Source organism: Aeromonas sp. Y311-2 (genome assembly GCF_027706025.1).
Lineage (GTDB): Bacteria > Pseudomonadota > Gammaproteobacteria > Enterobacterales > Aeromonadaceae > Aeromonas > Aeromonas veronii.
The window spans coordinates 19,260-44,880 of sequence record NZ_JAPDCL010000029.1; the positions used below are offsets into that span (position 1 = coordinate 19,260).

The 25,621-nt window shown below is 56.2% G+C and carries 27 protein-coding genes and 1 riboswitch; of the genes, 11 read left to right on the plus strand and 16 right to left on the minus strand.

Annotated elements, in window-relative coordinates:
* Positions 1-32: 32 nt before the first annotated feature.
* From OKC42_RS20160 to OKC42_RS20175, 4 genes are all read right to left on the minus strand, one after another.
* Positions 33-596: a lecithin retinol acyltransferase family protein gene (locus OKC42_RS20160; protein ID WP_201983868.1), complete on the minus strand. Its 564-nt coding sequence runs from the start codon at positions 594-596 to the stop codon at positions 33-35.
* 84 nt (positions 597-680) lie between these two features.
* A complete protein-coding gene (locus OKC42_RS20165; RefSeq protein ID WP_234923786.1) occupies positions 681-1,367 on the minus strand; it encodes a hypothetical protein in 687 nt (228 codons plus the stop codon).
* Between the two features lie 228 nt (positions 1,368-1,595).
* Positions 1,596-1,787, minus strand: coding sequence for a hypothetical protein (locus OKC42_RS20170; RefSeq protein WP_043851829.1), 192 nt, complete (start codon positions 1,785-1,787; stop codon positions 1,596-1,598).
* A gap of 51 nt (positions 1,788-1,838) precedes the next feature.
* The gene (locus OKC42_RS20175) at positions 1,839-1,994 is read right to left on the minus strand and encodes a hypothetical protein (RefSeq protein ID WP_113721835.1); all 156 of its coding nucleotides are present in this window, start codon (positions 1,992-1,994) and stop codon (positions 1,839-1,841) included.
* Between the two features lie 274 nt (positions 1,995-2,268).
* Here OKC42_RS20175 and OKC42_RS20180 point away from each other — a divergent pair, with 274 nt between their 5' ends.
* Positions 2,269-2,613: a helix-turn-helix domain-containing protein gene (locus OKC42_RS20180; RefSeq protein ID WP_043851830.1), complete on the plus strand. Its 345-nt coding sequence runs from the start codon at positions 2,269-2,271 to the stop codon at positions 2,611-2,613.
* Positions 2,614-2,751: 138 nt separating this feature from the next.
* Here OKC42_RS20180 and OKC42_RS20185 read toward each other — a convergent pair whose 3' ends face one another.
* Together OKC42_RS20185 and OKC42_RS20190 are read right to left on the minus strand one after the other, a co-directional pair.
* Entirely contained in the window at positions 2,752-3,729 is a 978-nt protein-coding gene (locus OKC42_RS20185) for a YagK/YfjJ domain-containing protein (RefSeq protein WP_234923787.1), read from the minus strand.
* 387 nt (positions 3,730-4,116) lie between these two features.
* Positions 4,117-4,320, minus strand: a complete 204-nt coding sequence (locus OKC42_RS20190) for a helix-turn-helix transcriptional regulator (RefSeq protein WP_034165687.1) — start codon at positions 4,318-4,320, stop codon at positions 4,117-4,119.
* Between the two features lie 449 nt (positions 4,321-4,769).
* On the opposite strand from OKC42_RS20190, the gene OKC42_RS20195 reads away from it, so the two are divergent.
* Positions 4,770-6,212, plus strand: coding sequence for a hypothetical protein (locus OKC42_RS20195; RefSeq protein ID WP_270820756.1), 1,443 nt, complete (start codon positions 4,770-4,772; stop codon positions 6,210-6,212).
* A gap of 383 nt (positions 6,213-6,595) precedes the next feature.
* Here OKC42_RS20195 and OKC42_RS20200 read toward each other — a convergent pair whose 3' ends face one another.
* Entirely contained in the window at positions 6,596-7,813 is a 1,218-nt protein-coding gene (locus OKC42_RS20200; protein ID WP_077098358.1) for a tyrosine-type recombinase/integrase, read from the minus strand.
* A 270-nt stretch (positions 7,814-8,083) separates the two neighbouring features.
* On the opposite strand from OKC42_RS20200, the gene OKC42_RS20205 reads away from it, so the two are divergent.
* The 4 genes from OKC42_RS20205 to OKC42_RS20220 all read left to right on the plus strand — a co-directional run bounded on the left by OKC42_RS20205 (position 8,084) and on the right by OKC42_RS20220 (position 11,669).
* Positions 8,084-8,965, plus strand: coding sequence for a DMT family transporter (locus tag OKC42_RS20205; RefSeq protein WP_270820757.1), 882 nt, complete (start codon positions 8,084-8,086; stop codon positions 8,963-8,965).
* A 258-nt stretch (positions 8,966-9,223) separates the two neighbouring features.
* Positions 9,224-10,042 (plus strand): DUF3100 domain-containing protein, encoded by an 819-nt coding sequence (locus OKC42_RS20210; protein WP_042658540.1) that lies wholly within the window; start codon positions 9,224-9,226, stop codon positions 10,040-10,042.
* Positions 10,039-10,488, plus strand: coding sequence for a hypothetical protein (locus OKC42_RS20215; RefSeq protein ID WP_033114935.1), 450 nt, complete (start codon positions 10,039-10,041; stop codon positions 10,486-10,488). The genes OKC42_RS20210 and OKC42_RS20215 overlap by 4 nt, the downstream gene beginning before the upstream one ends.
* Positions 10,488-11,669 (plus strand): M20 metallopeptidase family protein, encoded by a 1,182-nt coding sequence (locus tag OKC42_RS20220; protein WP_270820758.1) that lies wholly within the window; start codon positions 10,488-10,490, stop codon positions 11,667-11,669. The genes OKC42_RS20215 and OKC42_RS20220 overlap by 1 nt, the downstream gene beginning before the upstream one ends.
* 90 nt (positions 11,670-11,759) lie before the next feature.
* Here the strand turns inward: OKC42_RS20220 and OKC42_RS20225 are convergent, their stop codons facing one another.
* The 8 genes from OKC42_RS20225 to OKC42_RS20260 all read right to left on the minus strand — a co-directional run bounded on the left by OKC42_RS20225 (position 11,760) and on the right by OKC42_RS20260 (position 18,826).
* Positions 11,760-12,719, minus strand: a complete 960-nt coding sequence (locus tag OKC42_RS20225) for a LysR substrate-binding domain-containing protein (RefSeq protein ID WP_150997392.1) — start codon at positions 12,717-12,719, stop codon at positions 11,760-11,762.
* Positions 12,720-12,853: 134 nt separating this feature from the next.
* Positions 12,854-13,480, minus strand: coding sequence for a LysE family translocator (locus tag OKC42_RS20230; RefSeq protein ID WP_270820760.1), 627 nt, complete (start codon positions 13,478-13,480; stop codon positions 12,854-12,856).
* 104 nt (positions 13,481-13,584) lie between these two features.
* Positions 13,585-14,079, minus strand: a complete 495-nt coding sequence (gene ilvN / locus OKC42_RS20235) for an acetolactate synthase small subunit (RefSeq protein ID WP_005311605.1) — start codon at positions 14,077-14,079, stop codon at positions 13,585-13,587.
* Between the two features lie 91 nt (positions 14,080-14,170).
* A complete protein-coding gene (locus OKC42_RS20240) occupies positions 14,171-15,889 on the minus strand; it encodes an acetolactate synthase 3 large subunit (RefSeq protein WP_043823044.1) in 1,719 nt (572 codons plus the stop codon).
* 390 nt (positions 15,890-16,279) lie between these two features.
* Complete coding sequence (locus OKC42_RS20245; RefSeq protein ID WP_270820772.1) at positions 16,280-16,477, minus strand: hypothetical protein; 198 nt, start codon at positions 16,475-16,477, stop codon at positions 16,280-16,282.
* Positions 16,470-17,579, minus strand: coding sequence for an MJ1255/VC2487 family glycosyltransferase (locus OKC42_RS20250; protein ID WP_270820761.1), 1,110 nt, complete (start codon positions 17,577-17,579; stop codon positions 16,470-16,472). The genes OKC42_RS20245 and OKC42_RS20250 overlap by 8 nt, the downstream gene beginning before the upstream one ends.
* Complete coding sequence (locus OKC42_RS20255; RefSeq protein ID WP_005339149.1) at positions 17,576-18,079, minus strand: phosphatase PAP2 family protein; 504 nt, start codon at positions 18,077-18,079, stop codon at positions 17,576-17,578. The genes OKC42_RS20250 and OKC42_RS20255 overlap by 4 nt, the downstream gene beginning before the upstream one ends.
* A 126-nt stretch (positions 18,080-18,205) precedes the next feature.
* Positions 18,206-18,826 carry a TetR/AcrR family transcriptional regulator gene (locus tag OKC42_RS20260; protein WP_120414808.1) on the minus strand — a complete coding sequence of 207 codons (621 nt, stop codon included), beginning with the start codon at positions 18,824-18,826 and terminating at the stop codon, positions 18,206-18,208.
* Between the two features lie 408 nt (positions 18,827-19,234).
* On the opposite strand from OKC42_RS20260, the gene leuA reads away from it, so the two are divergent.
* The 5 genes from leuA (at position 19,235) to OKC42_RS20285 (ending at position 25,104) form a co-directional block, all read left to right on the plus strand.
* Positions 19,235-20,797, plus strand: coding sequence for a 2-isopropylmalate synthase (gene leuA, locus OKC42_RS20265; protein WP_005341192.1), 1,563 nt, complete (start codon positions 19,235-19,237; stop codon positions 20,795-20,797).
* Between the two features lie 131 nt (positions 20,798-20,928).
* On the plus strand, positions 20,929-22,014 hold the full coding sequence (leuB, locus tag OKC42_RS20270; RefSeq protein WP_204419602.1) for a 3-isopropylmalate dehydrogenase: 1,086 nt from the start codon (positions 20,929-20,931) through the stop codon (positions 22,012-22,014).
* A 33-nt stretch (positions 22,015-22,047) separates the two neighbouring features.
* Positions 22,048-23,445 (plus strand): 3-isopropylmalate dehydratase large subunit, encoded by a 1,398-nt coding sequence (gene leuC, locus OKC42_RS20275; RefSeq protein WP_224968733.1) that lies wholly within the window; start codon positions 22,048-22,050, stop codon positions 23,443-23,445.
* Positions 23,446-23,457: 12 nt separating this feature from the next.
* A complete protein-coding gene (leuD, locus tag OKC42_RS20280) occupies positions 23,458-24,057 on the plus strand; it encodes a 3-isopropylmalate dehydratase small subunit (protein WP_270820764.1) in 600 nt (199 codons plus the stop codon).
* A gap of 117 nt (positions 24,058-24,174) precedes the next feature.
* A complete protein-coding gene (locus tag OKC42_RS20285) occupies positions 24,175-25,104 on the plus strand; it encodes a transglutaminase domain-containing protein (protein ID WP_270820769.1) in 930 nt (309 codons plus the stop codon).
* A gap of 28 nt (positions 25,105-25,132) precedes the next feature.
* Here OKC42_RS20285 and OKC42_RS20290 read toward each other — a convergent pair whose 3' ends face one another.
* Positions 25,133-25,423, minus strand: a complete 291-nt coding sequence (locus OKC42_RS20290; RefSeq protein ID WP_005339160.1) for a PilZ domain-containing protein — start codon at positions 25,421-25,423, stop codon at positions 25,133-25,135.
* An 89-nt stretch (positions 25,424-25,512) separates the two neighbouring features.
* Positions 25,513-25,603, plus strand: a riboswitch (TPP riboswitch).
* The last annotated feature ends 18 nt before the right edge of the window (positions 25,604-25,621 follow it).

Consider the following 25,621-nt stretch of genomic DNA (forward strand, 5'->3'; position numbering starts at 1 on the left):
GGTGTGTCCTTTCGTATCGAATGTGAGACGCGTTAATCCCTGAACCAGCGCCAGGCGCGGTAGAGGCTGTAGGTGGCAGCCAAGGGCGCCGCCAGCGAGGTGGCCGAACTCCCCAGCAACGCACCGACTGCAGCGGTCACCACAGTCGTTGCTGATGGATTCAGTGCCGTGCTGGTGGCCATGCAAGGCAGGGCCGCAAGGGTAGGCTGCCGAGCCACAGAGTGAAGCGCCTGATGTGCGATACACCCCGTGGCAATCAGCTGGTTAATCTGCTTGCTGTAGTGAAAGCCCTCGATACACCAGAGCACGAAGTGCTCGCAGTTGTTAAAGAGCGTGCTGTAGTGCGCCTCTCCAAGACGGGAGTAAGCGCGGTCGATACTCTCCTCCCGGTTGAACGCTCGTGCGCTATGGTGCTGGATGCGATAACCCCGCCCTTGGCTAAACTCGGCAAGCGTGGTGATAGCTATCTGACCGGAATGTATTCCGGCACTGACCCCCTGGTAGTGGATAACCTGATGGTCTCCCAGATAGATACCGTGGTGCTGGTAACCGGTGCGGGGTGAAACGAGGTGGTCCCCCGGTTGTGGTAATGGCATGAACCGTTCCTTAAATAAAATGCGGCATAAAACAGAGGGCACCCGAAGGTGCCCTGATGGTGGTGAATGTGTGGAGGCTGGTGGTCAGGACTGCTTGCGCAGCGTTAAGCTGTTGGCATCCCATACCCAGCGCTGACGAGGATTGCCGGGCAGGTCGAGGGTGAAACCGTTGGGGGCGGGGGTCAGCTTGCCTTCGTCGCTGCAGGTACCAAAGGGCTGTGAAAGCATGGTCAGCGCCCCCGTCTGAGCGACCGCGAACTGATAGAGTACCGGGCATGCCACACCGCCACTGTGCAGCTCAAACAAGACCGCCTGCCCATTGGCCAGCGGCAATCGGTGCGTGAGCGTGATGGCGTCATATTCATCGGTGCGCAGCAGTACCTCACCCCCATACCGGATCTCGATGTTGTAATCGTCATTTTTCACGATGGTAAATGACGCGGTACTTGATGCGGCTGACGAGGGTGCAAAGGAGGGTTCGAAGTAACGGCTACCATCCGAGTAGGTCAGCATCATGCCGTTCAGTGAAACCGGCTGGCTGACACTGGGGATGAGCCTTGGCTCATCTTCATCCAGCGGCATCAACATGATGCGTTCCCCTTTCGAGGTCTCTATCCAAAACTGCATGCTGGCGAAATTGAGGGTGCCCTCAACGTTGGCCGGTACCCGTTTAGTGACCGTTGGCACAGTGAACTGGGGCGCCGCCCAGGTCGGTAAAGCAAACAGCGATAACCATGTGCACCACAGTGCCAGTCTGATTTTTTCTGTCATGTCACTCTCCAAACGAGTTATTCAATGGTGTAAGAGGCATTGCCCAGATTGGTGAAGAGGATGACCTCCCTCAATCGGCACGGCTCGGTCATGACCAGCCGCCAGCTTTCGGTGTAATTGAGCTTGAGTGGGAAATGGGTCCCCCCAAGCTGACCACCGATGTCATTGCGCAGCATCACCCGGCAGTCAGAGGGGGCTATACAATTTCCTTGGTGAAAGCGAGGCTCGTCACATTTTGAGAGAGCGCAGCGCCCCTTCTTTGGCGGCTAACATTTTGATGAATTCAGGGGCCCACTTCCTTCCCGTAACAATATCAATAATCGTCCTGTCGCTCATCTTAGGTACGTTATAAATGAGCTTGATGATAAGGCCACCCAAGCTATTGCCATTTATAGTTGTAAGCGTTTTCCAAAGTCCCATATTACCAACCTTCATGATTCAATTTTGACCATTAACATGTGCATCCGATAATCAACTATCTCTGCAAATCAACCAGTAAAGTAATCCGGCTAAAATCGGGTCAATTATAAGTCCGAGAATGAACCAGCCCCAGAATGAGCGTCCGTTACCAGCCGCAACAAATCCCAGTAATAAAGCAAGTCCAACCCAGATCAGGACTAATGGCATGAGGAGTCTCCTGTAATGTGTAAATGGCAAAAGAAAGCCGGGCCGATAAGGCGAATCTATCGGGTAGGCGAGACATTCGAGTAATGTCAGTGGGAGTGCTGGATCGATAACCAGACTCAGTCAACAAAGTGGCCAGAGGTGAGATCGTGTCGAACTCCTTTCGATGTTGGGGTGACTACTTCACTAAATTAGATCTAATGAGGTGATCCTCATCCCAAAGGGTCCTTAATGTCAATAAGTCCATGGCCAACCATACAGGTTGACTGGAGGACTTATGACAGACATCAACTTTGACGATCTAGCCAAAAGCGTCGGTAAAGCGATTGGACGGCAACGCCAACAAGCGGGACTGACCCAGGATCAAGTCGCAGAGCACCTGGATATCGGGATGGAAGCGGTCTCTCGGATGGAGCGGGGAAAAGTGGTGCCTACCGTGGTGCGGTTGGCAGAGCTCGCCCAGCTGTTTGAGTGTGAGCTTGCAGACTTCCTGCGTGAGACCAGCAACCGCCCCACCGAACAAGGCATTGTGCTCAGCCAACAGTTGGCTAAGCTCGATACAGAGGACAGAGCGCTGGTGCTGGAGGTGGTAGATAAGCTGGTGGCACGATTGGCCCCTTAACAGCTCGCAGTGCGCATCTATGACTGACTGACACCCGATGCCAGGGTCAATAACTTGGGAGGCCGTAATGGCGCTCCCAAGCAGCTTCACAGCGATATCTGTTTACTCTCCCTTGATAATATCTATCTGAGTTCCTTTTCAATCAGACCGACAGAACAATAACCTAGGTCTGCCAAGGCGAGGTTGGCGTGATGGTCTCTCCATACGCCCGAAGGTCCGACGACCAGCTGGCAATACCGCCAATATTTGCGTATCCAGCTTGGTCAGATAACTCAGCGCATTAATCAGGTTTATGCGCTTGGTTGTATCGCTGTAGTGGACCATCCCAATACCATCAGTTCCCCATTCCCGATATTCCTCCCGCCTGACCTGACAATTGAAATAGCTCCCGTTATTGTCGGACATATCTTCCCATACCTCTCCCAGCGCTATACCCAGCGAGATATCTCGTTGGTGAACTGCCCCATTAAAAATGAACGTAATGTGGGTATGGAAACGTCTATCAACACCGAACTCCAGTTTCCAGATATAGCCTAACAGAGCGGGATATTTGTTCTGTACTCGACGAAGGTAACAATTCCGATCTTCCGTCACGAGGTCTAACGTGAGCTGGTCGTAGTAGTCTTCGTGATAGCCGATATCCAATCGGATGACTAATAGCTTGGCATGCTGGTCGAATAGGCTATTAACATACGTCGCTATACTGAGCTGATTGCGGTTCTTAGCGCGTTTGAGGTTATTGAGGCGCTTACGGTGCGCCTTACTCTTGAACTCTCTTAGAAACGCATACAGCGCGTTATTAATATCCCTGGCTAATTCGTCACCGACATCACTATCGAGATATCGCTCATGGATGAGATGCAATCCATAAACCTCTCGCATATGCGTTAGGAATAGCGCTACCGTTGGATGCGCTGACGATACCTCCTCATGACAATAAAAATAATCACATACGGTATCCAACGCATTAAAGAGTTTGGTTGATAGCCTACGACCAATGCAAGTAATGCGTGACTTACCTGGGGCTGAATAAACAGCCCTGACAATAGGAAGCGCTGTATTTTGGAGTCGGTCTGTTAAGGTTAGGATATCTAATAGCCTGACTGAATTAAACATGAAGGCCTCGCTTAGGCAGGAGTAACCCTACGCTGTGTGATAGACACACGCGTATATAGGGGCGATTGGTGGAGTGGTATTGGCTAACTATGCTGGTGGTAGCATGACCACCACATGGGAGTGGTGTAATGGTACTCGATAGTGGTTATTGGTTGTATATGGGTGGCTGTACATAGCGTAGGAATAGTATTGAATAGAAGTAATGTTTAATGAATGGTAGTGATATCAAATAATAAATATACCTAAACGTGATACGCATGCCTTACCTACGAAAACGCCAAAAACATATATAAGAAGGCATGGCTATTTCCCTAACCCATGAGCCTATCAAGGCATGATTTATAACACTGGAAGTTATGGAGCTCACTAGGGATGGAAAAAATGTATTCAAGACTGGCTGCGATGAATAAGCCAGCTATCAACATCGTGTTCAAACCAACCAATAGAGGACTGACCTATCTTGAAGGGTTTGGGGAATGTCTCGTCATAACGAGGGGACTTGGGATTAAGCCAGTCATAGATAGTAGACCTAGACATGCCAATCTTGTTGATGAGGTCTTTGATGCGCAGGACTTTGATGGTGTTGTTCATGGTGTACTCCTGATGATGTAGTGGGTTGTTTCATCAGAAGAGCGGGCCAGTGAAAAAAAAGATGGTAGTTCAGCGAGCTGAGTGGTCATGATGCCAAATACAAGTATGTGCCTTCATATTGGTAGCTTTCTATGGTTTGGAATGGTCACCCTCTCGGTGCACATAGGTAGCGATAGCCGGAGTAGTAGCCATAGGTAGGAGCATGCACATAGCCCATGGAGAATGAGTGAAAATTCAGATGAGCTTCGCTTTGCCATGCAAAGTCACTTCCCATGTTAAGTGTGATCATGGTTATGTACCGTGATTTTTAGCTAAGTGTGCGAATCGGACATCTAGAAGTCCGCCATTTTACTTCTTTGCATTTTTATCGTGATATTCAGCCGGAGTTATGGTTATTTGATAGACAAGTAATTCATCATCATAGCTAGTGACGTAAAAGGAGAATACTCATGACTGACGAAATTGATGTGATAGCAAAAGAAGAAAGGAGGAAGGTAGATAAGGGAGAAACAGAAGAAATAATTAAAAAGTTTTCAATTTATGAGTATAGCGATTCCCTACTGAAAGCAGCTCAAAGAAATAGAACTTATGCCCATATTGCAGCTACGATAAGTAGAGGTCTTATGCTCAAAACATCTGAAATTGATGACTATAGACTTCATTTTATAAAATCTTTTGGGGTGAATCGGCGCCATTACCTGAAAAGAAGTCGGATTGTTTCGGGTGACGCTGATTTCTTTGAACGAATTTTTATGTTGCTTAGATATATTGGGACTATTCGAAAATACAGTTACTACCATTTACCTATGATTGGTCGGCGGATTTTTGAAATAAGTAATTTGGAAGATGAGCAGAGTGTTAGCAAGGCATTCGAATTAATAAAAGATAGAATGGTAAGTCAAAAGGATTTATTGCCTGTGTATAGTGCGGCACAGAAGAAAGAGATTAGAAAGATACTTAGAAAGCTAATTTTGTCAAATATTAATGCATTTATTTCAGATGAAGACTTTGGGAGGCGTTTCAATGTGCATCCTGCAGTGCCATACTTTATTAAAGCTATAAAGTTTCATAGACTGTCAATTGATGGTGATATTGATTTCAATGAATATTACTCAGATGATGTTATTGGTGGGTTGGTAAGCTTTCTTAACGTTGTCTTTGACTCGAACAGCTATAAAGAAAGTGTAAGGGTGAGAGTGTTTAATGTTGAGCAAAATATTAAATCCATCTTTGGCTACGTAAAAGAAAAAGAGGAAGGAAAAGCTCATTATGTGGTCAGATTTAGTTTGGGTTTCAAACCAGAGATAGAGAATATGTATGCTGAAGATGATGACATCCATATCGAGTCTAGTAATGTAGCTACACCGTCTGAAAAAAAAGACTTGGATAAAGATCCATTGAAAATGTCTTCCCAAACCGAAGGCTTCAAATACAAGCTAGAAGAGTTAGTCGATGGGCGGCGCAAGCTCTTTATAAACTGCTCGAGAAACCCATTATTTAGGCATGTGGATGGATATATTTGGAAGTTGGACTATTGCTCTATCAGAGGATACTACATGCATGTTTTTTTGTTTTTAGGTCGAGGCTGGGAGCATAAACTTGACATAAGAGAGACGATGGGGCAACTCTGGAAAAGCACTATCATAAAGGACGGTAAAGGGGATGTTTTTGCTTATCCTGGAGATAGGTATGAGTTTAATTTAATGGATGGTGACAATAGTTGCCATGCTTTATATGAAGAGTTAGAGGCTCTATTTAGGCAGGATATTTTAGCCCATGTAGACACAACCCGTTCAAATGGTAAAAAAGCACGTTCTTTTGGCAAGGGATCGCAACGCAAGCCAGTAAGGAATAGATCTAAATATAAATTTTCGCAACAGCCTAAGGATTAAGATAAATCCACAAAATTGAGCCGTGGATTACTCACGCCAGCTAAAAAAACAAAATTCGCAACTTTTTGCGTTATACTTTCATGGCTTGAGCGAAGTATTGCTCGAATCTGTGCTTTCTGACATGCCAGAGGCGATAAGGGCGAGTATGCCAAGTGGCAAAGGGTCTATCAGGATCACCGGCAGCAGACCACCTGACAGGCAAGGCTAATGGCCAGGGAAGGCGCCGCATCAGCTTTGTGCTCATCAGGTGGCTGCGTAGCATAACGGAGCAGACAACAAGATGGCACTAGCTGTACAGGCTGGGTAAAAATACATGGAGGGTAAACCCGGTGTACCCTCCATAGGCACAGTCTACAAATCACTGAAGAAAGTGCTGTGCTCCCCTACCCCACTTGTAGATGCACAATATTGTCTGGCGGTTGTTCTGATGGGTTTAAAATCCCTCCCCACAACTCCAGCGCCATTTTTTGTTCCGGTAACCGAACCGTATGAACATAGTGAGCCATTACACCAGGTAGAGCATGGCCTAAAATTTGTTCCACGACATGAGGGGCAATCCCAGCCTCGTTTAGGCGGGTCGCCAAGCTCCTTCGCAGATCGTGCCATGTCCAAGGGGCGCTATGCCCGAGCCGCTTCCAAATCCCCCTTCCCCACTGACTTACCGCTTCTGGTCGCTTGAGTTCCCCTAGCAAGTATGGGGATGACTGTGCGGCGGCGGCTTTCAGCAAGGCGTCTATCGTCGGCCGAATAAAATCAGGTATTGGTCTCACGATTTTATTACCTGTTTTTGAGTTAGACGCAGGTACTGTCCATGTACCTTCGGCTAGATTCCATTCTTCGGGTGCTGATAGCCGAGCTTCTTGAGTTCTTGCACCGAACGACAATAGAATCTTGGCCAAATTTCCGTAGTAGCAATATGGACCTAGCTTCTCAGCCCAATCCCATAGTGTTCGCAGTTCTTCTAGCGTCAGAACCCTATCTCGCTTACTTGCTTTTTGCCCAACATCAGCGACGGTCAAGTCATCCAATGCATTACTCACTGCAAACTGTCTGACACGGCAAAACTTCAGAGCATGCTTACAGTTTTGGAAACAATACCCACTAGCCACAGGTGCTACCTTCGAGTATTCGTCAAAGACGCTCAACCAGTGACGAGTATCACAATCTGACAAAGGAAGATCTCCGATACGGGGATAGACCCACTTAGCAAATTGCTGGCGATGCTTCTCACTGTTCGACCTTTTCTTATCGGCGTGATGGCAGAGCCAATACTCGAGTGCATCTTTAACCGTGACAGGCTTAAGCCTTTCATCTTTCCCGATCCTAGTCATCAAGGCGGGATCATTGCCCTCTTCCAACCAAGCTCGACATTGCGCCGCCTTTTTCCTTGCCTCGGAAAGCGACAGCCCCCCCTCTTGGCCGGTATAGGATCCCAGAGTCAGATTTTTTGCCTTGCCTAAAATTCGATAGCGGTACACAAAGCTGACTTTTCCGCTATTCCTCCACAGAACAGATAGCCCATCTCTGTCTGCAACCTTTCTGGGTGTATCATCATCGTGACCACGCAGCATTGCTTTGAGTTTTGAATCTGAGATTGCCATTTTGAACCCACATTTGAACCCACACTTGTCTTATATATCCTAAGATGGCTTTAGACAAGAAAGGTAATTTTAAAGATAAAAATCAGATAGATAGACTACACTTGGGGGCGACATCAAACAGCATTAGACAGATAGTGTGATAATACGGCATGAACTGATTGCTGGCCGCGAGCCGCGACGGCGGTTCAAGGCAGATGCGAAAGGCGCCAGGTAGCAATACCTGGCGCCTTTCCTTTATGCTCTCCCCTCCATTTCACCATGACGACCCCGATGAACCGCACTCCCCTGCTGCTGATGGTACTGGTCACCCTACTGGCCGCTGCTGGCTGGCTCTTCTCGAAAGAGGCGATCCGCGAACTGCCCCCTGCCGCCTTTATCGGCAGCCGCTTCCTGCTGGCGGCGCTGCTGTTGCTCCCCTTGGCTTGGTTGCGTGAACCGCCGCCGACTCGCGCCCAACTGGTGCGCGCTGCCAGTTGCGGCACATTGCTCGGTGCCAGCCTGCTGCTGTGGGTCACCGCCATCAGCCAGAGCGATGCACTGGGCAGCGGCGCCTTTATCATGAGCGTCGCCACCCTGATGGCCCCGCTGGCCGCCTGGGGAGCCTTTCGGGCCAAGCCCGGCCGCCACTACTGGCTCACCCTGCCCATCGCCATCGCCGGTTTGCTGCTGCTCTCCAGCAGTACCCACTGGGGCGTGTCTCTCTCGCTGTTCTGGTTTCTGGCGGCGGCCACCACTCTCGGCATCCAGCTTGCCGTCCATCGCCACTTCGCTCAATCCATTGCCCCCACCTGGCTCACCTGCATCCAGCTGGCGATGACTGGCCTGCTCGGCACTCTGCTCTCCCTGCTGACCGAACAGTGGCCCGAGGCTGGAGTCAGCCACAGCATCTGGGGCTGGTTTGCGGCGAGCGTCTTGATCGCCACCACATTGCGCTACTGGCTGCTCACCCATGCATTGAGCAAGATGACCACCGCCCACGCAGCCCTGATGATGCTGCTGGAACCGGTCTGGACTCTGCTGCTGAGCACCCTCTTCTACAACGAACCCCTCGGCGGCGCCAAACTGGCCGGAGCCGGACTGGTGCTCGGCGCCCTGGTGCTCTACCAACTGCCCCTGCTGCTGCGCAGTGCACGGCTCAAAACGCCCGTCTGATCCGCGTCACCGCCCTGCGGGGCGGTGTCACCATTTCCCTCCTGTTTGCTTATCTTGTCCTGCCAATGCTGACGTTCTGTTAACGGCCTTTAACCCTTGGTATCCAGAGGGTTAAAGGGCATACCCCATGAAAAAATGCCATATGGCCAGCTTGATGAAGGTCACATACCTGCCCCTCTTAGCCCCCTATGATGCCCCCATCATCGGTCTGGACAACCCTGACGATGGTCACACATGGGAATAACAAGAGAAAAGACTATGCAGCAAACCAGCCCCCTCAAGACGGTCACGGTCAGCATATTGGCAACCGCCATGCTGATCTTTGTGGCCCAGTACCTGATAGGTAAACAGGAGATCAAGATCGGCATCGCCATCATTCCGATCCTGCCGATGCTCTTTGCCGTCATCATCGGCATGTGCATTTCCGCCAAGCCGATCAAGGATCGCATCCCCGGCTGGAAACAGCTCTTCACCGAAAAAGAAGAGGGCTTCTGCGGCAAGATGGTGGGCTTCAGCCTGCTGATCCTGGGCACCCAGTATGCGGGGATGATCATCCCCAACCTGAAGATGATCCTGAGCGTTGGCGTGCCGCTGTTCCTGCAGGAGATTGGCAATCTGCTGCCGATCCTGATCGCCATTCCGCTGGCGGTGAAGTTCGGCTTTGGCCGTCGCGCCATCGGAGCCTGCTCCTCCATCAGCCGTGAGCCCTCCGTCGCGGTAATTCAGGGCAAGTTCGGCACCGGCTCCCAGGAGTACATCGGCGTGCTGGCCATCTACCTGTGCGGCTCCGTCATCGGCACCCTCTGGTTCAGCGTGCTGGGTAGTATCGCCCCGCTCACCGGTCTGCACCCGCTGGCACTGGCTGCCGGTTCCGGTGTGGGCTCAGGCTCCATGCTGAGCGCTGCCTCCGGCGCCCTGATCAACGGTCTCGACGAAGCGCTGGCTCAGCAGGTGCTGAGTATCGCCGCCGCATCGAATCTGCTCTCCTCCGCTCTTGGCGCGCTCTCCCTCACCTATCTGGGTCTGCCGCTCGCTGAAAAAATCTATGCCCTGACCGCTAAAGGAGAGAAAGCATGAAAAGCATCGTAATGGATATGCGGTTCGTCTTTCTGGCGATCCTGCTGGCCATGTTTACCCAGACCCTGACCACCGGCACCCCACTCTGGCTGATGGGTGACAGCTTCATCGCCATGTCACTGGTGGTGTTCGCTTCGCTGATTGCCAAGCGCTACCTGCCCTCCTCCCTGCCGGCGTTTGCCTATGCCACCATCATCGGCATTCTCATCTGCCTGCCGGAAACCCCGGTGCGCGGCCTCTTTATCGACGCCGTCGCCAAGATCTCCTTCCTCTCCTGCTGCGTACCGCTGCTGGCCTTCGCCGGTCTCTCGGTGGGCGGTCAGCTGGAAGAGCTGAAGAAGATGTCCTGGAAAGTGATCCTGATCTTCATGATCGTCTCCACCTGCTGCTTCTTCGGCGCCTCGCTGGTGGCCCAACTCGGCTTCTCCATTCAAGGGATCATCTGATGAACAACATCCACATTGAACCGGCCCTGCTAGCCCTGCGCAACTTCAGTCAGGAAGTACGCCACCATCTGCACACCATTCCGGAAGCCTCCGGCGTCGAGTTCAAGACCTCGGCCTACTGCCGCGAGCTGATGGCAAGCTTTGGCTACCGCCTCACCGACTACCCGGGCTTCACCGGTTTTCACGGCGATCTGGTGGTTGATCCTGTGCTGCCGACCATCGCCTTCCGGGCCGACATGGATGGCCTCGAGATGCACGACATGAGCGACGTTGCGTTCAAGTCAACCCATGAGGGAATGGCTCACAACTGCGGTCACGACTCCCATATGGCGATCGCTCTGACCGCAGCCAAGTTTCTGGCCGCCAACCGCGATCGCCTGCAGTACAACGTCCGCTTTATCTTCCAGATGGCGGAAGAGGACATGCGGGTACCGGGCGCCGAGAAGATGGTGGAGCTGGGCTGCATGAAGGGGGTGGACGAGGTCTATGCCCTCCATAACGACGGCGCCATGGAGACCGGCACCATCAAGTTCAACAACGGGGTCATGTCCTCCTGGGGCTCCGCCTGGACGCTGGATGTGCATGGCATCTCCGCCCACGGCTCGACCCCCCACAAGGGGCTGGATGCCATCCGCGAAGCGGTGCGGATCATCGAGGATATGGACTACATCGTCGCCAAGCGCACCAGCCCGTTCAGCCCGGCGGTATTTGGCTGCGGCATGATCAACGGCGGCACCATCCCCAACGCCATCGCCGACCATGTGCAGGCGCGCGGCACCATCCGTGCCATGGATGCCGAAACCGACCAGATCCTGAAGAACAGCTTCAAGGAGATCGTGGCCCAGAGCGAACTGCGCGGCTTCAAGACCAAGATGGTCTATGCAGGGTATCCGGCGGCCGAGAACCACGCCGATGCCTGCGCCCGCCTGCTGCAAGCGGCCGCCGACGTATTGCCCTCTGAGGGGATCAACGCTCAGGGTCAGCCGATGACCGGCAGCGAAGACTTCAGCTACATGGTCAACGCCTGCCGTGGCCGCAAGGGTGCCATGTTCTTCCTCGGCAGCGGCTGTCAGGCCAAGGGGATCTGCAACTATCTGCATGCCAACCCCTACTACCTCGATGACGACTGCCTGCTGGTCGGAGCCCAGATCTTTATCAATCTGGCGACCCGCAGCGCTTAATCCCGCATACCGATAAAACCAGAAGAGAGGCCAAGGCCTCTCTTTTTTTGTTTCTGTATTTTTGCTCTGTGTACGACAAACAACCTGCGGCTAGAGCCACGGCAACTCCGCCATATTGGCAGTCGGCGGCTGATTGATCAGATGAAGTTGCACCGTCTCCCGGCTGATATGGGGGGCGTAGAGGTGGATAAAGTCGTACATGTAGTCACGTAGATGGGCATGCTTGCGCAGGCAGATGTGGGTCGCGCTCGAGGCGATCAGGTGGTCGATGTTGAGACTCACCAGACCCTCCCTATCTCCCTCGTCGAAGGCCACGCTGGCAATCACCCCGACCCCCATCCCGAGCCGGACGTAGTGCTTGATCACGTCGGTATCGGTGGCGGTCAGCACAGTTTTCGGCGAGAGGCCGTGGCGGCTGAAAGCCTTGTCCATCTTCGAGCGGCCGGTAAAACCGAACACATAGGTGATGAGGGGATAGCGAGCCAGATCCGCCATTGACAGCGGCTGGCAGTCAAGCAGCGGATGACCGTGCGGCACCACCACACTGCGCCCCCAACGATAACAGGGGACGGCGGCCAGCTCGTCGAATAGGTACATGGACTCGGTGGCGATCGCCATATCCACATCGCCGCTTTGCACCATCTGGGCCAGTTGGGCAGGCGCCCCCTGATGAAGCTGGATCGCCACGTCAGGGTAGCGACGACTGAACTCGGTGATCACCGCTGGCAGCTTGTAGCGGGCCTGGGTGTGGGTGGTGGCGATACGCAGCACCCCGCTGGTAGCCAGTTGCTCCCCGAGCGACAGCTGGTTGATCTGCTCCACCTGCGCCACTACCCCCTTGGCCAGCTCCATCACCTGCTCGCCTGCGCTGGTCAAGCCGACCAGATTCTTCCCCTTGCGGGTAAAGAGGGCGAGCCCCAGCTCATCTTCCAGCATCTTCATCTGCTTGCTGAGGGTTGGCTGGGAGGTGTAGAGCTTCTCCGCCGTCGCCGAGATGTTGAAGTTATTCTTCACTATCTCGGTAAAGTTCTTGAGCCGGGCGATGTTCATCTGGGCAAGGGATCTCGCTGCTGCGGCCAGCAATGCTGGCGTTTATAAGAGAGCGCGGGAGAGACCCGCAGCTAACCGCCGACCATACCACAGCGCGGCACACGATAATCTGCCCCAGGTCAGAAAGCGGCGAGCTAGTCGCTGGCGAGCTTGATCCCGAGTCCGACAAATAGGGTGCCAATGCCCCGGTTGAGCCAGCGACCGAGGCGCTGCGACAACCGTACCTTGTGGCTGGCATAGACGGTGGTAAAGACCAGCAGGTGACACCAGATGATGCCGCCCAGATTGAAGATGCAGCCGAGCAGGATAAAAGCGAGCGCCTTGTCGGGGGCATCCGGCGCGATGAACTGGGGCACGAAGGCGAGAAAAAAGAGCGCCACCTTGGGGTTGAGCACATTGGTCAGCACTCCCTGCCGGTAAATCTGGCCATAGGATAGGGCAGGCAAGGTGATCCCTCTCTCCATTGCACCCGTTGCCTGCTGGCGCAGCAAGGAAAACCCCAGATAGATGAGGTAGATGGCGCCAGCCAGCTTGATGAGGGCAAACAGCTCGGCCGACGCGCTGAGCAGGGCCGACAGACCGAGGGCCGCCGCCAACACATGCACCATGACACCTGTACCGATGCCAAGGGCCGCGACCGAACCGGCACGCCACCCTTGCGAGCCGCTGCGCAGCATGACCAGCAGGGAGTCGGGCCCCGGCATGATATTGAGCAGCAGCCCCGAGACCATAAACAGTGCAAGATCATGAATACCGAACATCACACCTACCCTCGTAAAGCAAAACCAAACAAAGAGGGCTCCGCAGAGCCCTCTTTACTTTCACTCTGCGGCAGCTGACGAGTCATCCACTGTCCCGCCAGCCATCAGGGCCGCAACGCCTTGTCCGCCCGCGAGATACCGCAGACGCCGGAGCGCACCACTTCGATGATCTCGTTGGTCTGGGCTGCGGTCTTGATGAAAGCATCCAGCTTCTCGCTGGTGCCCACCAGCTGTACCGTGTACTGCTCGGGGGTAACGTCGACGATCTGGCCGCGGAAGATATCTGCCAGCCGTTTCAGCTCGTCACGGGCCCCACCGGCGGCGCGCGCCTTGACCAGCGCGATCTCCCGCTCGATGTGCTCCCCTTCACTCAGGTCGCACACCTTGAGCACATCCACCAGCTTGTGCAGCTGCTTCTGGATCTGCTCCAGCACCCGCTCGTCACCCATGGTGACTATGGTCATGCGTGACAGGGTGGGATCCTCGGTCGGTGCCACCGTCAGGGTCTCGATGTTGTAGCCGCGCTGGGAGAAGAGGCCCACCACCCGGCTCAGGGCGCCGGATTCGTTCTCCAGCAGAACGGAAATTATATGTCTCATCAGGTTCTCTCCGTCTTGCTCAGCCACATCTCGTCTTTGATGGAACCAAACTTGAGCTCCTTGAGCACGACCGAAATAATATGCTCCATCGTCAGGTCCTCTCCGTCTTGCTCAGCCACATCTCATCCATGGCACCAAACTTGATCTGCATCGGATAGACGTGCTCATCCGGGTCGACCGAGATATCCATGAACACCAGCCGATCCTTCATAGCGAAGGCTTTCTCCATGGCGCTCTCCAGCTCGGCCGGATCGCTCACCGCGATACCGACGTGGCCGTAGGCTTCCGCCAGTTTGACGAAGTCTGGCAGGGACTCCATGTAGGAGTGGCTGTGACGACCGCCGTAGAACATCTTCTGCCACTGCTTGACCATGCCCAGCGCACGGTTGTTGATGGAGATGATCTTGATGGGCACCCCGTACTGCATGCAGGTCGAGAGCTCCTGAATGTTCATCTGCACCGAGCCGTCGCCGGTGACGCAGCAGACCACCGCATCCGGGTTGGCAAACTGGGCCCCCATGGCGGCCGGAATACCGAAGCCCATGGTGCCGAGGCCACCGGAGTTGATCCACTGGCGCGGTTTGGCAAACGGGTAGTAGAGGGCTGCAAACATCTGGTGCTGCCCCACGTCGGAGGCAACGAACGCCTGACCCTGGGTCACCTTGTAGAGGGTCTCGATCACCTGTTGCGGCTTGATCTGGGTAGCCGACTTTTCGTAGGCCAGACAGTGACGGGAGCGCCACTGGTTGATCTGGCTCCACCAGTCCGCCAGCGCCTCCTTGTCGTTATCGAAGCCACACTCGCGGATCACTTCCAGCATCTGCTCCAGCACGGTTTCCACCGAGCCGACGATGGGCACATGGGCCTGCACCGTCTTGGAGATGGAGGTGGGGTCGATATCGATATGAACCACGGTCGCATTGGGGCAGAACTTGGCCACGTTGTTGGTGACGCGGTCATCGAAGCGGGCACCGACGGCGAATATGAGATCCGCGTTGTGCATGGTCTTGTTGGCTTCGAAGGTGCCGTGCATCCCCAGCATGCCGATAAATTGCGGATGGACACCGGAGAAGGCCCCCAGCCCCATCAGGGTGGTGGTCACCGGCAGATTCAGCAGCTCCGCCAGCTTGGTCACCAGATGGTCCGCATTGGCGTTGATGGCGCCGCCGCCCACGTACATCACCGGGCGCTGGGCATCCACCAGCAGCTTGGCTGCCCGCTTGATCTGCCCTTTATGGCCAGACTTGGTCGGGTTGTAGGAGCGCAGGGAGACCGTCTCGGGATACTGGTAGGGGAATTTCTCTTTCGGGTTCTGCACATCTTTGGGCAGATCCACCACCACCGGCCCCGGGCGGCCGCTGGCGGCAATGTAGTAGGCCTTCTTGATGGCCTCGGGAATATCGCTCGCCTTCTTGCACAGGAAGCTGTGCTTCACCACCGGGCGGGAGATACCGATCATGTCGGTCTCCTGGAACGCATCCTCACCGATCATGCTGGTCGGCACCTGGCCGGAGAGGATCACCAGCGGAATGGAATCCATATAGGCGGTGGCAATACCGGTAATGCAGTTGGTCGCTCCCGGGCCTGACGTTACCAGCACAGTCCCCACCTTGCCGGTGGAACGGGCGTAACCGTCAGCCATGTGAACCGCGGCTTGCTCGTGCCGCACCAAGACATGCTCCATCTTGCCGTTTTCGAAGAGAGCGTCATAGATGTCGAGCACTGAGCCACCAGGGTAGCCGAAGACGTGCTCAACTCCCTGATCTTCCAGCGCTCTAACCACCATCTGGGCGCCTGATAACATCTCCATGATAAAGCCCTCCAGGCTTTGCTCCGTTTAGCGAATCCCGCCGACGATGCCGTGCTTCCCGGCACGGCCCGATCCGTTTCTTGTTGTTATCTGAATGCAGATCGGTCCAATTCAGCCCCGTCGACAGTAGAAAAAAAGGATTTTTCCGTCATTCACCCGAAAATAGGGTGAAAAACCAACTTAACCCGCTTCATAACGCTTGTCCACGGCTTTATCTGACCAGAACAGTCATACATTTCAACCGGCTATTAACATTCAATGACTTGCCGCAGCGACCATGAGACAAAAGGGAAGGAAGTCGGGGAATGGCCAGCGGATCATTCCGCAGAGGGGAAAAACAGCCACAAAAAAGCCCACCGCTCCGCGGTGGGCTTGATGCCGAATGATGACTCAGTTCTCCTGATCCGGCTCCGCCAACCAGATCTGCTGATCCGGATCGGTCTCTTCACTGACCGAGATGCTGACACCCATATCGAGCAACTCGTGCAGGGTGAGATTGTCAGCCAGGTTCATGACTTCGCCGTTTTCATTGGTAAAGCGCATTTGCTCCATCCTCTCCTTGGTGGGATCGCCTTTCAGTCTAGTCAACAACGCTCACTTGCGATAACCAGCAACTGGATAAACAGTCTCCCCCATCCAGCTCGCTCAGGCGATCACTCACCTCCTCCGGAAACAGAGTGCGCGCCCAGAGCCGCCGTGACAGAGAGGCCACGCTCTCGTCAGCGCCCACCGCCAGCCAGCGGGCCAGCTCCCCCGCTACATCGGGGTAGCAAACCGCCCCCGGCGAGGCGCTGTCGAGCCAGCTGCGCACCAGATTGGCATCGAGCACATCCATCAGGGTCGCCAGTCCCATCATCTCGAGCGTCTTGCCATTGGTCAGCTGCTCAAACTGGCCGCCGAGGGGCTTGACCAGTAGCTTCTTGCCAAGGGTGAGCGCCTCGGAAGCCAGCTCGAAACCCGCGTTGGATATCACGCCGCGACAACCGGCCAACACGGCGATAAACCCGTGCCGCGATGGTGGTTCGAAGCGCAGGTTGCGCCATTGGCTGGGGGTGCGAATGGCGGGGTGAAAGCAGACGAAGCGCTGCTGGCCAAAGCGCGACAACAGGGCGGCGATCGCCTCGGTCTGCTCGAATGGCAGATAGACCAGGATCTCGCCATTATCCGGCGCGGCGGCGATGGGGTCGATCACCGGTGGCAGCAGGGGGTGACCGAAATGAAACCAGTGCAGCCCGAGCGGCTGATCCACAGGGGCAAAGTGGCGCATCAGCTGGCGGCTGACCCCATCCTCCCCCCAGCGCGGGATGGGCCAGTTGAAACTGGCCTGATGGCTGACGGTGAGGCTCGGCTTGCCATAGCGGCGGGCGGCGTGGGCGGTCAGCGGCTCAAAATCGCTCACCACCAGATCGTATTCGCTACAATCGAGAGCCCGCAGATCCCGCCAGAAGGTGAGCGGCGAGGCGGCTTGCAGGGTGCGCCACGGAGAAACTCGCCCCTCGTGACTGACAAAAGTGAGGCCGGGAAAGGCGCGGTAGGCGCCGAACTCCTCCATGTCGAAGTAGCGGTCGGCGGGGCGGCCGCTAAAGAGATAATCCACCTCGACCCCTGCCGTGCGCAGCGCCCGGGCCAGAGTGCGACTGCGACTGATATGACCGTTGCCGGTGCCTTGCACCCCAAACAGTATCCTCATGAGTGGCTCCAGCCGAGCGCCAGCACGGCGCAACCGCCACCCAGCAGGGCACCGGCAACCAGATCGCTCAGGTAGTGTACCCCGAGCAGCAACCGGGATGCCCCCACCAGCGCCGCCCAGCCAAACAGCAGGGGCGCCCAGAGCGGAAAGCCGGTGGCCAGTATGGTGGCCATCAGAAAAGCGGCGGCGGTGTGGCCGGAGGGGAGGCTGTAACGATCGGAAGGAGTGATGAAGACCGGCAAGCCGACCGGCCGTTGCCGTTTCAGGCTGTTTTTCAGCAGCAGATAGAGGGGCAGTTCGATGGCGAAGGCTAACAGCGCCAGTCGCACCAGCTCCCGCTCTGCCTCCCCCTGCCACCAGAGCAGGGCGGCCAGCACAGCGTAAAGCGGGCCATCGCCGGTGCGGGAAATGAGACGACTCACCCTCGCCTGCTGCCGGTTGTAGCCGTGAAGCAGGCAGACCCGGCACACCTGCAGGTCCCATTGCTGGATCTTGTTCATATCCCCTCCTTCCCTGAATTCTGCTTGCAGAGTAAGAAAGCGGGATGACGTTACGTTGAACAAGGGATAACAGATTTATGAAAAAAGGGCCGAATGGCCCTTTTTAATCTCGATGTGGCGGCAAAATCAGTGGCTGCCGCGCAGGCCGGTCTCCATCAGACGGCAGTTGTGGTCCGCCAGACGGGCCATGAAGTGCTCATCCACTTTCAGGCCAAACACCTGCTCGTAGAGATCTTTCATCACGAACGGCTGCCACATCATGCTGAGGAAGGAGATCTTCAGCATGTCGGGATCCAGATTGTCACTCAGCTCACCGTTGGACTTCATGGTTTCCAGCAGGGCATCGAACTGCGGCAGCTGGCGTTCCAGCAGGCGGTTCAGCACAAAATCCCGGCCCGGGCTCTTCTCGGTCGACAATGCGCTGGAGATGGCAGAGGTCAGCTCGCTGTTGGGCGCCATCACCTGATAGTAGGTGTTGAGCAGCTCGTTGAGGCTGTGATTGCTGTGTTCATCTTGCCAGGCATGGTCGAGGGGCTCGGCGACATCGCCCAACACCGCTTTGTAAAGACCCTCTTTACTGCCGAAGTAGTAGTGGATCATTGCCAGATTGGAACCAGCAAGCTCCGCGATTTCGCGTGTAGTTACCTTGCTATAGGGAGTATTGAGAAAACGCTCACGGGCGGCAGCAAGCAACTTGTCACGAATGTCAGAACGTCCGACCGGACGACCAGGTCTACGTTTTTCCATTTAACACCTCAGATAATTCAGCCAATGCTGATAAGTCGATCTGGTTGTGCAGAGAATAGAGCACAGCAGGAATGACCAGATAATCGGTCATGGGCCGAATATGGGACAAGGAAATTTGCAATCCTTTACAATCCGATTAAATACGTCAGCAGATTGCCCCTGACCTTCCGTGTTGACACAGCATAAAAATCTCGATATTGGTAAAAGCGTTATCGACTGGAAGGAATAACAACGTCATGCGTATCGCCACCCCGCTACTACTAATCTCCCTAATCGCGTTAACTCGCGCGGGATCCTTGTAGCCGGGCTAAGGCATAGCCGGAATTTACAAAAACCCGTGCACCCTGCACGGGTTTTTTTATGCCGCCGCAGGATGCACGTTACCGAACTTAGGAAGAGGGAAGTCACATGTCAGATCGGGTCATCATATTCGACACCACCTTGCGTGATGGTGAGCAGGCCCTGGCGGCCAGTTTGACAGTCAAGGAGAAGCTACAGATAGCCCAGGCGCTGGAGCGGCTCGGTGTCGACGTCATGGAGGTGGGCTTCCCGGTCTCTTCTCCCGGCGATTTTCAATCGGTGCAAACCATCGCCCGCCACATCAAGAACAGCCGAGTCTGCGCCCTCGCCCGCGCCCTGCCAAAAGATATCGATGCCGCCGGTGAAGCCTTGCGGGTCGCCGAGGCGTTTCGCATCCACACCTTTATCTCCACCTCCTCCATCCATGTGGAGAGCAAGCTGAAAAAGAGCTTCGAGGATGTGCTGGAGATGGGGGTCGGCGCCATCAAGCACGCCCTGCGCTACACCGATGATGTGGAGTTCTCCTGCGAGGATGCGGGCCGCACGCCGATCGATAATCTCTGCCGCATGGTGGAGGCCGCCATCAAGGCTGGCGCCCGCACCATCAATATCCCGGATACCGTGGGCTACACGGTGCCGACCGAGTTCTCCGGCATCATCCACACCCTGTTCAACCGGGTCCCCAATATCGACAAGGCGATCATCTCGGTCCACTGCCACGACGATCTGGGGCTCTCGGTGGCCAACTCCATCGGCGCGGTGCAGATGGGGGCCCGCCAGATCGAGTGCACCATCAACGGCATCGGCGAACGGGCGGGCAACTGCTCGCTGGAAGAGGTGGCGATGATCCTCAAAACCCGCGCCGACCTGCTCGGGGTGCAAACCAATATCCGCCACAACGAAATTCATCGCACCAGCACGCTGGTCAGCCAGCTCTGCAACATGCCGGTGCAGCCCAACAAGGCGATCGTCGGGGCCAACGCCTTCTCCCACAGCTCCGGCATCCATCAGGATGGAGTGCTCAAGGCGAAAAATACCTACGAAATCATCACTCCCGAGAGCATTGGTCTGACCCAGAACAACCTCAACATGACCTCCCGCTCCGGCCGCCACGTCATCAAGCACCGGATGGAGTCCATGGGCTACGCCGAGAGCAGCTACGACCTCGACCACCTCTACGGCAAGTTCCTGACCCTGGCCGACAAGAAGGGGCAGGTATTCGACTACGACCTCGAAGCGCTGGCCTTCTTCAGCCAGATCCACGAGGAGCCGGAGCACTTCAAACTGGAGTACCTCGGGGTGCAGAGCGGCAGCTCGGTACTGGCCACCGCCTCGGTCAAATTGAAGGTGGGTCAGGATCTGATCTGCGAAGCAGCCACCGGCAATGGCCCGGTGGATGCGGTCTACCAGTGCATCAACCGCATCACCGGCTATGAGATCCGCATCGATAAATATGCTCTCAAGAGCAAGGGTGAAGGGGAAGATGCCCTCGGTCAGGTCGATATCGTCGCCGAGTACAAGGGGCGCAAATTCCACGGCATGGGGCTGGCCACCGACATCATCGAATCCTCGGCCCACGCCCTGCTCCATGTGATCAACAGCATCTGGCGCGCCGATCAGGTGGCCGAGCAGATGGAACGCAATAACAGCATCAAATCAGAAACCGTCTGAACCGAACTCGGTACCAAACAGACGGAATGGAATGACAACATCAGGACGGGGAACGTCTGAACCGGTAACCGCGCGCAGCGTCGGGGAAACCGGCAGAGGGATCTCAAAGACAATATCAGGATGGATAGTGTATGAGCAGTTATCGGATCGCAGTATTGCCGGGTGACGGCATTGGCCCGGAAGTGATGGCCGAAGCCGTCAAGGTGCTGGAGAAGGTGCAGGCCAGGTTCGGCCTCGCCTTCGAGTATGATCGCCATGACGTGGGCGGCATCGCCATCGACAACCACGGCACCCCGCTGCCGCAAAGCACCATCAAAGGTTGTGAAGCAGCCGATGCCGTGCTGTTTGGCTCGGTGGGCGGCCCGAAATGGGAACATCTGCCCCCCAACGATCAACCGGAACGTGGCGCCCTGCTGCCCCTGCGCGCCCACTTCAAGCTGTTCTGCAACCTGCGTCCGGCCCGTATCTACACCGGCCTCGAGCAGTTCTCGCCCCTGCGTGCCGACATCTCGGATCGCGGTTTTGACATCGCCTGCGTGCGCGAGCTGACCGGTGGCATCTACTTCGGCCAACCCAAGGGGCGCGAGGGAGAAGGGGCGAACGAGAAGGCGTTCGATACCGAGGTATACCATCGCTTCGAGATTGAGCGCATCGCCAAGATTGCCTTTGAGTCGGCTCGTGTGCGCCGTGGCAAGGTCACCTCCATCGACAAGGCCAACGTGCTCGCCTCCTCCATTCTGTGGCGCGAGGTGGTGACGCAAGTGGCCAAGGATTATCCCGACGTCGAACTGAACCATATGTATATCGATAACGCCACCATGCAGCTCATCAAGGACCCGTCCCAGTTCGACGTGCTGCTCTGCTCCAACCTGTTCGGTGACATCCTCTCCGACGAGTGCGCCATGATCACCGGCTCCATGGGGCTGCTCCCCTCTGCCAGCCTCAACGAATCAGGTTTCGGCCTGTTCGAACCGGCCGGTGGTTCGGCCCCGGATATCGCCGGCAAGGGTATTGCGAATCCCATTGCCCAGATCCTCTCCGCCGCCCTGATGCTGCGCTACAGCCTGGGCCAGGAAGCCGCAGCTCAAGCCATCGAGCAGGCCGTGGCCCAGACCCTGGCCGAGGGTTACTTCACCGCCGACCTGCATCAGGCCAGCGCCCGTCATCCGGTGCAGAGCACGTCCGAGATGGGTAGCCAGATCGCCGCCCGGATCTGAGCCGCATAACAGAGAACAAGGAAGAGAGAAGCAATGGCCAAGACCCTCTATCAGAAAGTATTCGACGCCCACGTGGTACGGGAAGTGGAAGGGGAAACGCCCCTCATCTACATCGACCGCCATCTGGTGCATGAAGTGACCAGCCCGCAGGCATTCGACGGCCTGCGCGCCATGAATCGCCAGCTGCGCCGCCCGGACCTGACCTGGGCCACCATGGATCACAACGTCTCCACCACCACCAAGGACATCGCCGCCTCCGGCGAGATGGCCCGCATCCAGATGGAGACGCTGGCGGACAACTGCAAGGAGTTCGGGGTTCGCCTCTACGATCTCAACCACAAATATCAGGGGATCGTCCATGTGATGGGCCCCGAGCTCGGCATCACCCTGCCCGGCACCACCATCGTCTGCGGTGACTCTCACACCGCCACCCATGGTGCCTTCGGCTCGCTGGCGTTCGGCATCGGCACTTCCGAAGTGGAGCATGTGATGGCCACCCAGACCCTGAAACAGGGCCGCGCCAAGACCATGCGCATTTCGGTCAACGGCAAGCTGGCCGAGGGCATCAGCGCCAAGGACGTTGTGCTGGCCATTATCGGCAAGGTCGGCCACGCCGGTGGTACCGGCTACGTGGTGGAATTCGCTGGCGATGCCATTGCGAGCCTCTCCATGGAAGGGCGGATGACGGTGTGCAACATGGCCATCGAGCTGGGCGCCAAGGCGGGCATGATCGCCCCCGACCAGACCACCATCGACTACATTCGCGGCAAGGAATTCGCCCCCAAGGGCGAGGTGCTGGAGCAGGCCATCGCCTACTGGCAGAGCCTCAAGAGCGATGAAGGTGCCCGTTTCGATGCCGAAGTGATGCTCGATGCCGCCGATATCGCCCCACAGGTCACCTGGGGTACCAACCCGGGGCAGGTGATTGCCGTTAATGAACCCATTCCGGCGCCGGAATCCTTCAGCGATCTGATGGAGCAGCAGTCAGCCCGCAAGGCGCTCGCCTACATGGACTTGCAACCGGGTCAGAAGCTCTCCGACGTTGCCATCGACAAAGTATTTATCGGGTCGTGCACCAACAGCCGCATCGAGGATCTGCGCGCCGCCGCCGCCATCGCTCGCGGTCGCAAGGTAGCCGCTGGCGTGCAGGCGCTGGTGGTGCCGGGTTCCGAGCAGGTGAAGGCGCAGGCCGAAGCCGAGGGGCTGGACAAGATCTTCATCGAGGCCGGTTTTGAGTGGCGCCTGCCGGGCTGCTCCATGTGTCTGGCGATGAACAACGACCGGCTGCAACCGGGGGAGCGCTGCGCCTCCACCAGCAACCGCAACTTCGAAGGACGTCAGGGCCGCGCAGGCCGCACCCATCTGGTGAGCCCGGCCATGGCCGCCGCGGCCGCCGTCACCGGCCGCTTCGCCGACATTCGCGCACTGTAAGAGGACATTTCGATGACAGGATTCAAACAGCATAAAGGGATCGTCGTCCCCCTCGACAGCGCCAACATCGACACCGACGCCATCATTCCCAAACAGTTTTTGCAAAAAGTAAACCGCATCGGTTTTGGCAAGCACCTGTTCCACGACTGGCGCTTTCTGGACGATGCCGGCCAGCAGCCAAACCCCGAGTTCGTGCTCAACCAGCCGCAATTCGCCGGAGCCAGCATCCTGCTGGCCCGCGAGAACTTCGGCTGTGGCTCGAGCCGCGAGCACGCCCCCTGGGCGCTGGCGGACTACGGCTTCAAGACCATCATAGCCCCGAGCTTTGCCGACATTTTCTACGGCAACGCCATCAACAATGGCATGGTGCCGGTGCGCCTGAAGGAGGAGGAGGTCGATGCCCTGTTCCAGCTGGTGGCCGCCAAACCGGGCATCCAGATCGAGGTAGATCTGGAAGCGAATCAGGTACGCGCAGGTGAGCTCAGCTTCGGTTTCGAGATCGACGAGTTCCGCCGTTACTGCCTGCTCAACGGCTTGGATGCCATCGGTCTGACCCTGCAGCACGAGGCCGCCATCAGCGCTTTTGAGGCGAAGCAGCCGAGCTGGATTTAACGCGCCAGTTGCAAAAAAACGAGTAGAATCAACAGGGAGCTTCGGCTCCCTGTTTTACTGTCCGCGACACTTCCCACTTTGGACCACCGGAACTGGCCCGTGCCACAGGAAAGGATGATGAAGAGACCGACGGCAATTCCTCTGCTCTGTGCCCTGCTGCTTGCCCTGCCTGCGGGGGCCAGCCAAACCAGCTTCAACAACAGCCTCGGCCATATCAGCGTCGGCTGGCAGGATAGCGAAGGTAAACCCCAACAGCTCACCTACCGGCTCGAACAGGGCAAGTTGCCGCCCCTTATCGCCTATCGCCCGGCCAGAATGCAGGAGGAGGTCCTGCAGGTGTTGCTGCGGGAAGTGCGCCAGAACTACCCCGAGGTGCAGTTCACCCTCGCCCGTCCCTCGCTGGAGCTGCATCTGAAAAGCCGCAATCAGGACAAGGCGCGCGAGGCGATGGCCTTTCTGCAGTCCAAGCGGAGCAAAGAGGAGCAGGCGTGGCTGACCAAACACTACTTCCAGTACTTCAACACCCCGGACGGGCAGCTGGCGGTGAAGCAGGACCATGTGCGCATCGCGCTGGAGAGTCGCAGCGGGCTGGCTCCGCTGGCGGATCAACTCAAGCAGCAAGGCAGCACCGAAACGGAAGCGCGCCAGAAGACCGTGGCCCATATGCTCACCTTTATCCAGAGCATCCCCTATCAGCAGCTCGACAGCCTGAACGGCAGGCAGGGCAAGGGCTTTCTCCCGCCCCGTCAGGTGCTGGAGCAGAACCGGGGTGATTGCGACAGCAAGGTAACCCTGATGGCTGCCATGCTGGCCCAGCTCTTTCCGGAGCTGAAACAGGCCATGGTGTTCGTCCCCGGCCATGCCCTGCTGGCCGTTGACCTGCCCGCCAAGCCGGGGGATGTGACCCTCAACTGGCAGGGGCAGAACTACCTGTTGCTCGAACCTACCGGTCCCGCCACCTTGCCTGCAGGCCAAATAGCATCGACCAGCAAAACGCTGGTCGATAGCAAGCAGTTGAGTGTGCAGCCGGTTCAGGAGAAAGGCTAACTCCCTCTGCCGATAGGGAGAACAAGGATTAACCCTGAGGCAAAAACTCCACCGCCAGCAGCAACCCGCTCTCCTCCTCCAGCACCCGGATAATACGGGCATGGGCTTCAAAGGGAGGCAACAGATTGTTGTTGGTGGCAAGACTGATCCGGATGGGCTGATTGATGTCGAGCTGGTGTTCAGAGACCGCAATCCCCATGCCGTTGGCACTGAGATCCCGGCAGATCCCCTCCAGCACCAGCTGCTGCTGATAGACGGTGACCGGAGCATTGATGACCATGCGCGCAAAGGCACGCCTTTCCTTGGTATTGGTAAGCACGCGAACATCCTCTGTTGGGTGGGCGTCATCTCATGGGTATTGCACAATTGTGCTGGTCTACCCAAAAGAACGTTAATACAATGCGGTTCGTTTCTCAAACGGGGTGCGGTTTACCGCTGAGATTATACCCGTGTACCTGATCCAGATAATGCTGGCGGAGGAATTTGAGGCATGGCGCTCATTTTTTGCGCCCTCACC

What these genes read in the sequence shown, in the direction of transcription:
- OKC42_RS20210 (WP_042658540.1), top strand. Translation starts at nt 9,224, where the DNA reads ATGCAGCAAACCAGCCCCCTCAAGACGGTCACGGTCAGCATATTGGCA.
- leuD (WP_270820764.1), top strand. Translation starts at nt 23,458, where the DNA reads ATGACAGGATTCAAACAGCATAAAGGGATCGTCGTCCCCCTCGACAGC.
- OKC42_RS20170 (WP_043851829.1), bottom strand. Translation starts at nt 1,787, where the DNA reads ATGGGACTTTGGAAAACGCTTACAACTATAAATGGCAATAGCTTGGGT.
- leuC (WP_224968733.1), top strand. Translation starts at nt 22,048, where the DNA reads ATGGCCAAGACCCTCTATCAGAAAGTATTCGACGCCCACGTGGTACGG.
- OKC42_RS20220 (WP_270820758.1), top strand. Translation starts at nt 10,488, where the DNA reads ATGAACAACATCCACATTGAACCGGCCCTGCTAGCCCTGCGCAACTTC.
- ilvN (WP_005311605.1), bottom strand. Translation starts at nt 14,079, where the DNA reads ATGAGACATATAATTTCCGTTCTGCTGGAGAACGAATCCGGCGCCCTG.
- OKC42_RS20180 (WP_043851830.1), top strand. Translation starts at nt 2,269, where the DNA reads ATGACAGACATCAACTTTGACGATCTAGCCAAAAGCGTCGGTAAAGCG.
- OKC42_RS20175 (WP_113721835.1), bottom strand. Translation starts at nt 1,994, where the DNA reads ATGCCATTAGTCCTGATCTGGGTTGGACTTGCTTTATTACTGGGATTT.
- OKC42_RS20285 (WP_270820769.1), top strand. Translation starts at nt 24,175, where the DNA reads ATGAAGAGACCGACGGCAATTCCTCTGCTCTGTGCCCTGCTGCTTGCC.
- leuB (WP_204419602.1), top strand. Translation starts at nt 20,929, where the DNA reads ATGAGCAGTTATCGGATCGCAGTATTGCCGGGTGACGGCATTGGCCCG.
- OKC42_RS20160 (WP_201983868.1), bottom strand. Translation starts at nt 596, where the DNA reads ATGCCATTACCACAACCGGGGGACCACCTCGTTTCACCCCGCACCGGT.
- OKC42_RS20260 (WP_120414808.1), bottom strand. Translation starts at nt 18,826, where the DNA reads ATGGAAAAACGTAGACCTGGTCGTCCGGTCGGACGTTCTGACATTCGT.
- OKC42_RS20215 (WP_033114935.1), top strand. Translation starts at nt 10,039, where the DNA reads ATGAAAAGCATCGTAATGGATATGCGGTTCGTCTTTCTGGCGATCCTG.
- OKC42_RS20165 (WP_234923786.1), bottom strand. Translation starts at nt 1,367, where the DNA reads ATGACAGAAAAAATCAGACTGGCACTGTGGTGCACATGGTTATCGCTG.
- OKC42_RS20205 (WP_270820757.1), top strand. Translation starts at nt 8,084, where the DNA reads ATGAACCGCACTCCCCTGCTGCTGATGGTACTGGTCACCCTACTGGCC.
- OKC42_RS20250 (WP_270820761.1), bottom strand. Translation starts at nt 17,579, where the DNA reads ATGAGGATACTGTTTGGGGTGCAAGGCACCGGCAACGGTCATATCAGT.
- OKC42_RS20225 (WP_150997392.1), bottom strand. Translation starts at nt 12,719, where the DNA reads ATGAACATCGCCCGGCTCAAGAACTTTACCGAGATAGTGAAGAATAAC.
- leuA (WP_005341192.1), top strand. Translation starts at nt 19,235, where the DNA reads ATGTCAGATCGGGTCATCATATTCGACACCACCTTGCGTGATGGTGAG.
- OKC42_RS20195 (WP_270820756.1), top strand. Translation starts at nt 4,770, where the DNA reads ATGACTGACGAAATTGATGTGATAGCAAAAGAAGAAAGGAGGAAGGTA.
- OKC42_RS20200 (WP_077098358.1), bottom strand. Translation starts at nt 7,813, where the DNA reads ATGGCAATCTCAGATTCAAAACTCAAAGCAATGCTGCGTGGTCACGAT.
- OKC42_RS20255 (WP_005339149.1), bottom strand. Translation starts at nt 18,079, where the DNA reads ATGAACAAGATCCAGCAATGGGACCTGCAGGTGTGCCGGGTCTGCCTG.
- OKC42_RS20240 (WP_043823044.1), bottom strand. Translation starts at nt 15,889, where the DNA reads ATGGAGATGTTATCAGGCGCCCAGATGGTGGTTAGAGCGCTGGAAGAT.
- OKC42_RS20190 (WP_034165687.1), bottom strand. Translation starts at nt 4,320, where the DNA reads ATGAACAACACCATCAAAGTCCTGCGCATCAAAGACCTCATCAACAAG.
- OKC42_RS20230 (WP_270820760.1), bottom strand. Translation starts at nt 13,480, where the DNA reads ATGTTCGGTATTCATGATCTTGCACTGTTTATGGTCTCGGGGCTGCTG.
- OKC42_RS20185 (WP_234923787.1), bottom strand. Translation starts at nt 3,729, where the DNA reads ATGTTTAATTCAGTCAGGCTATTAGATATCCTAACCTTAACAGACCGA.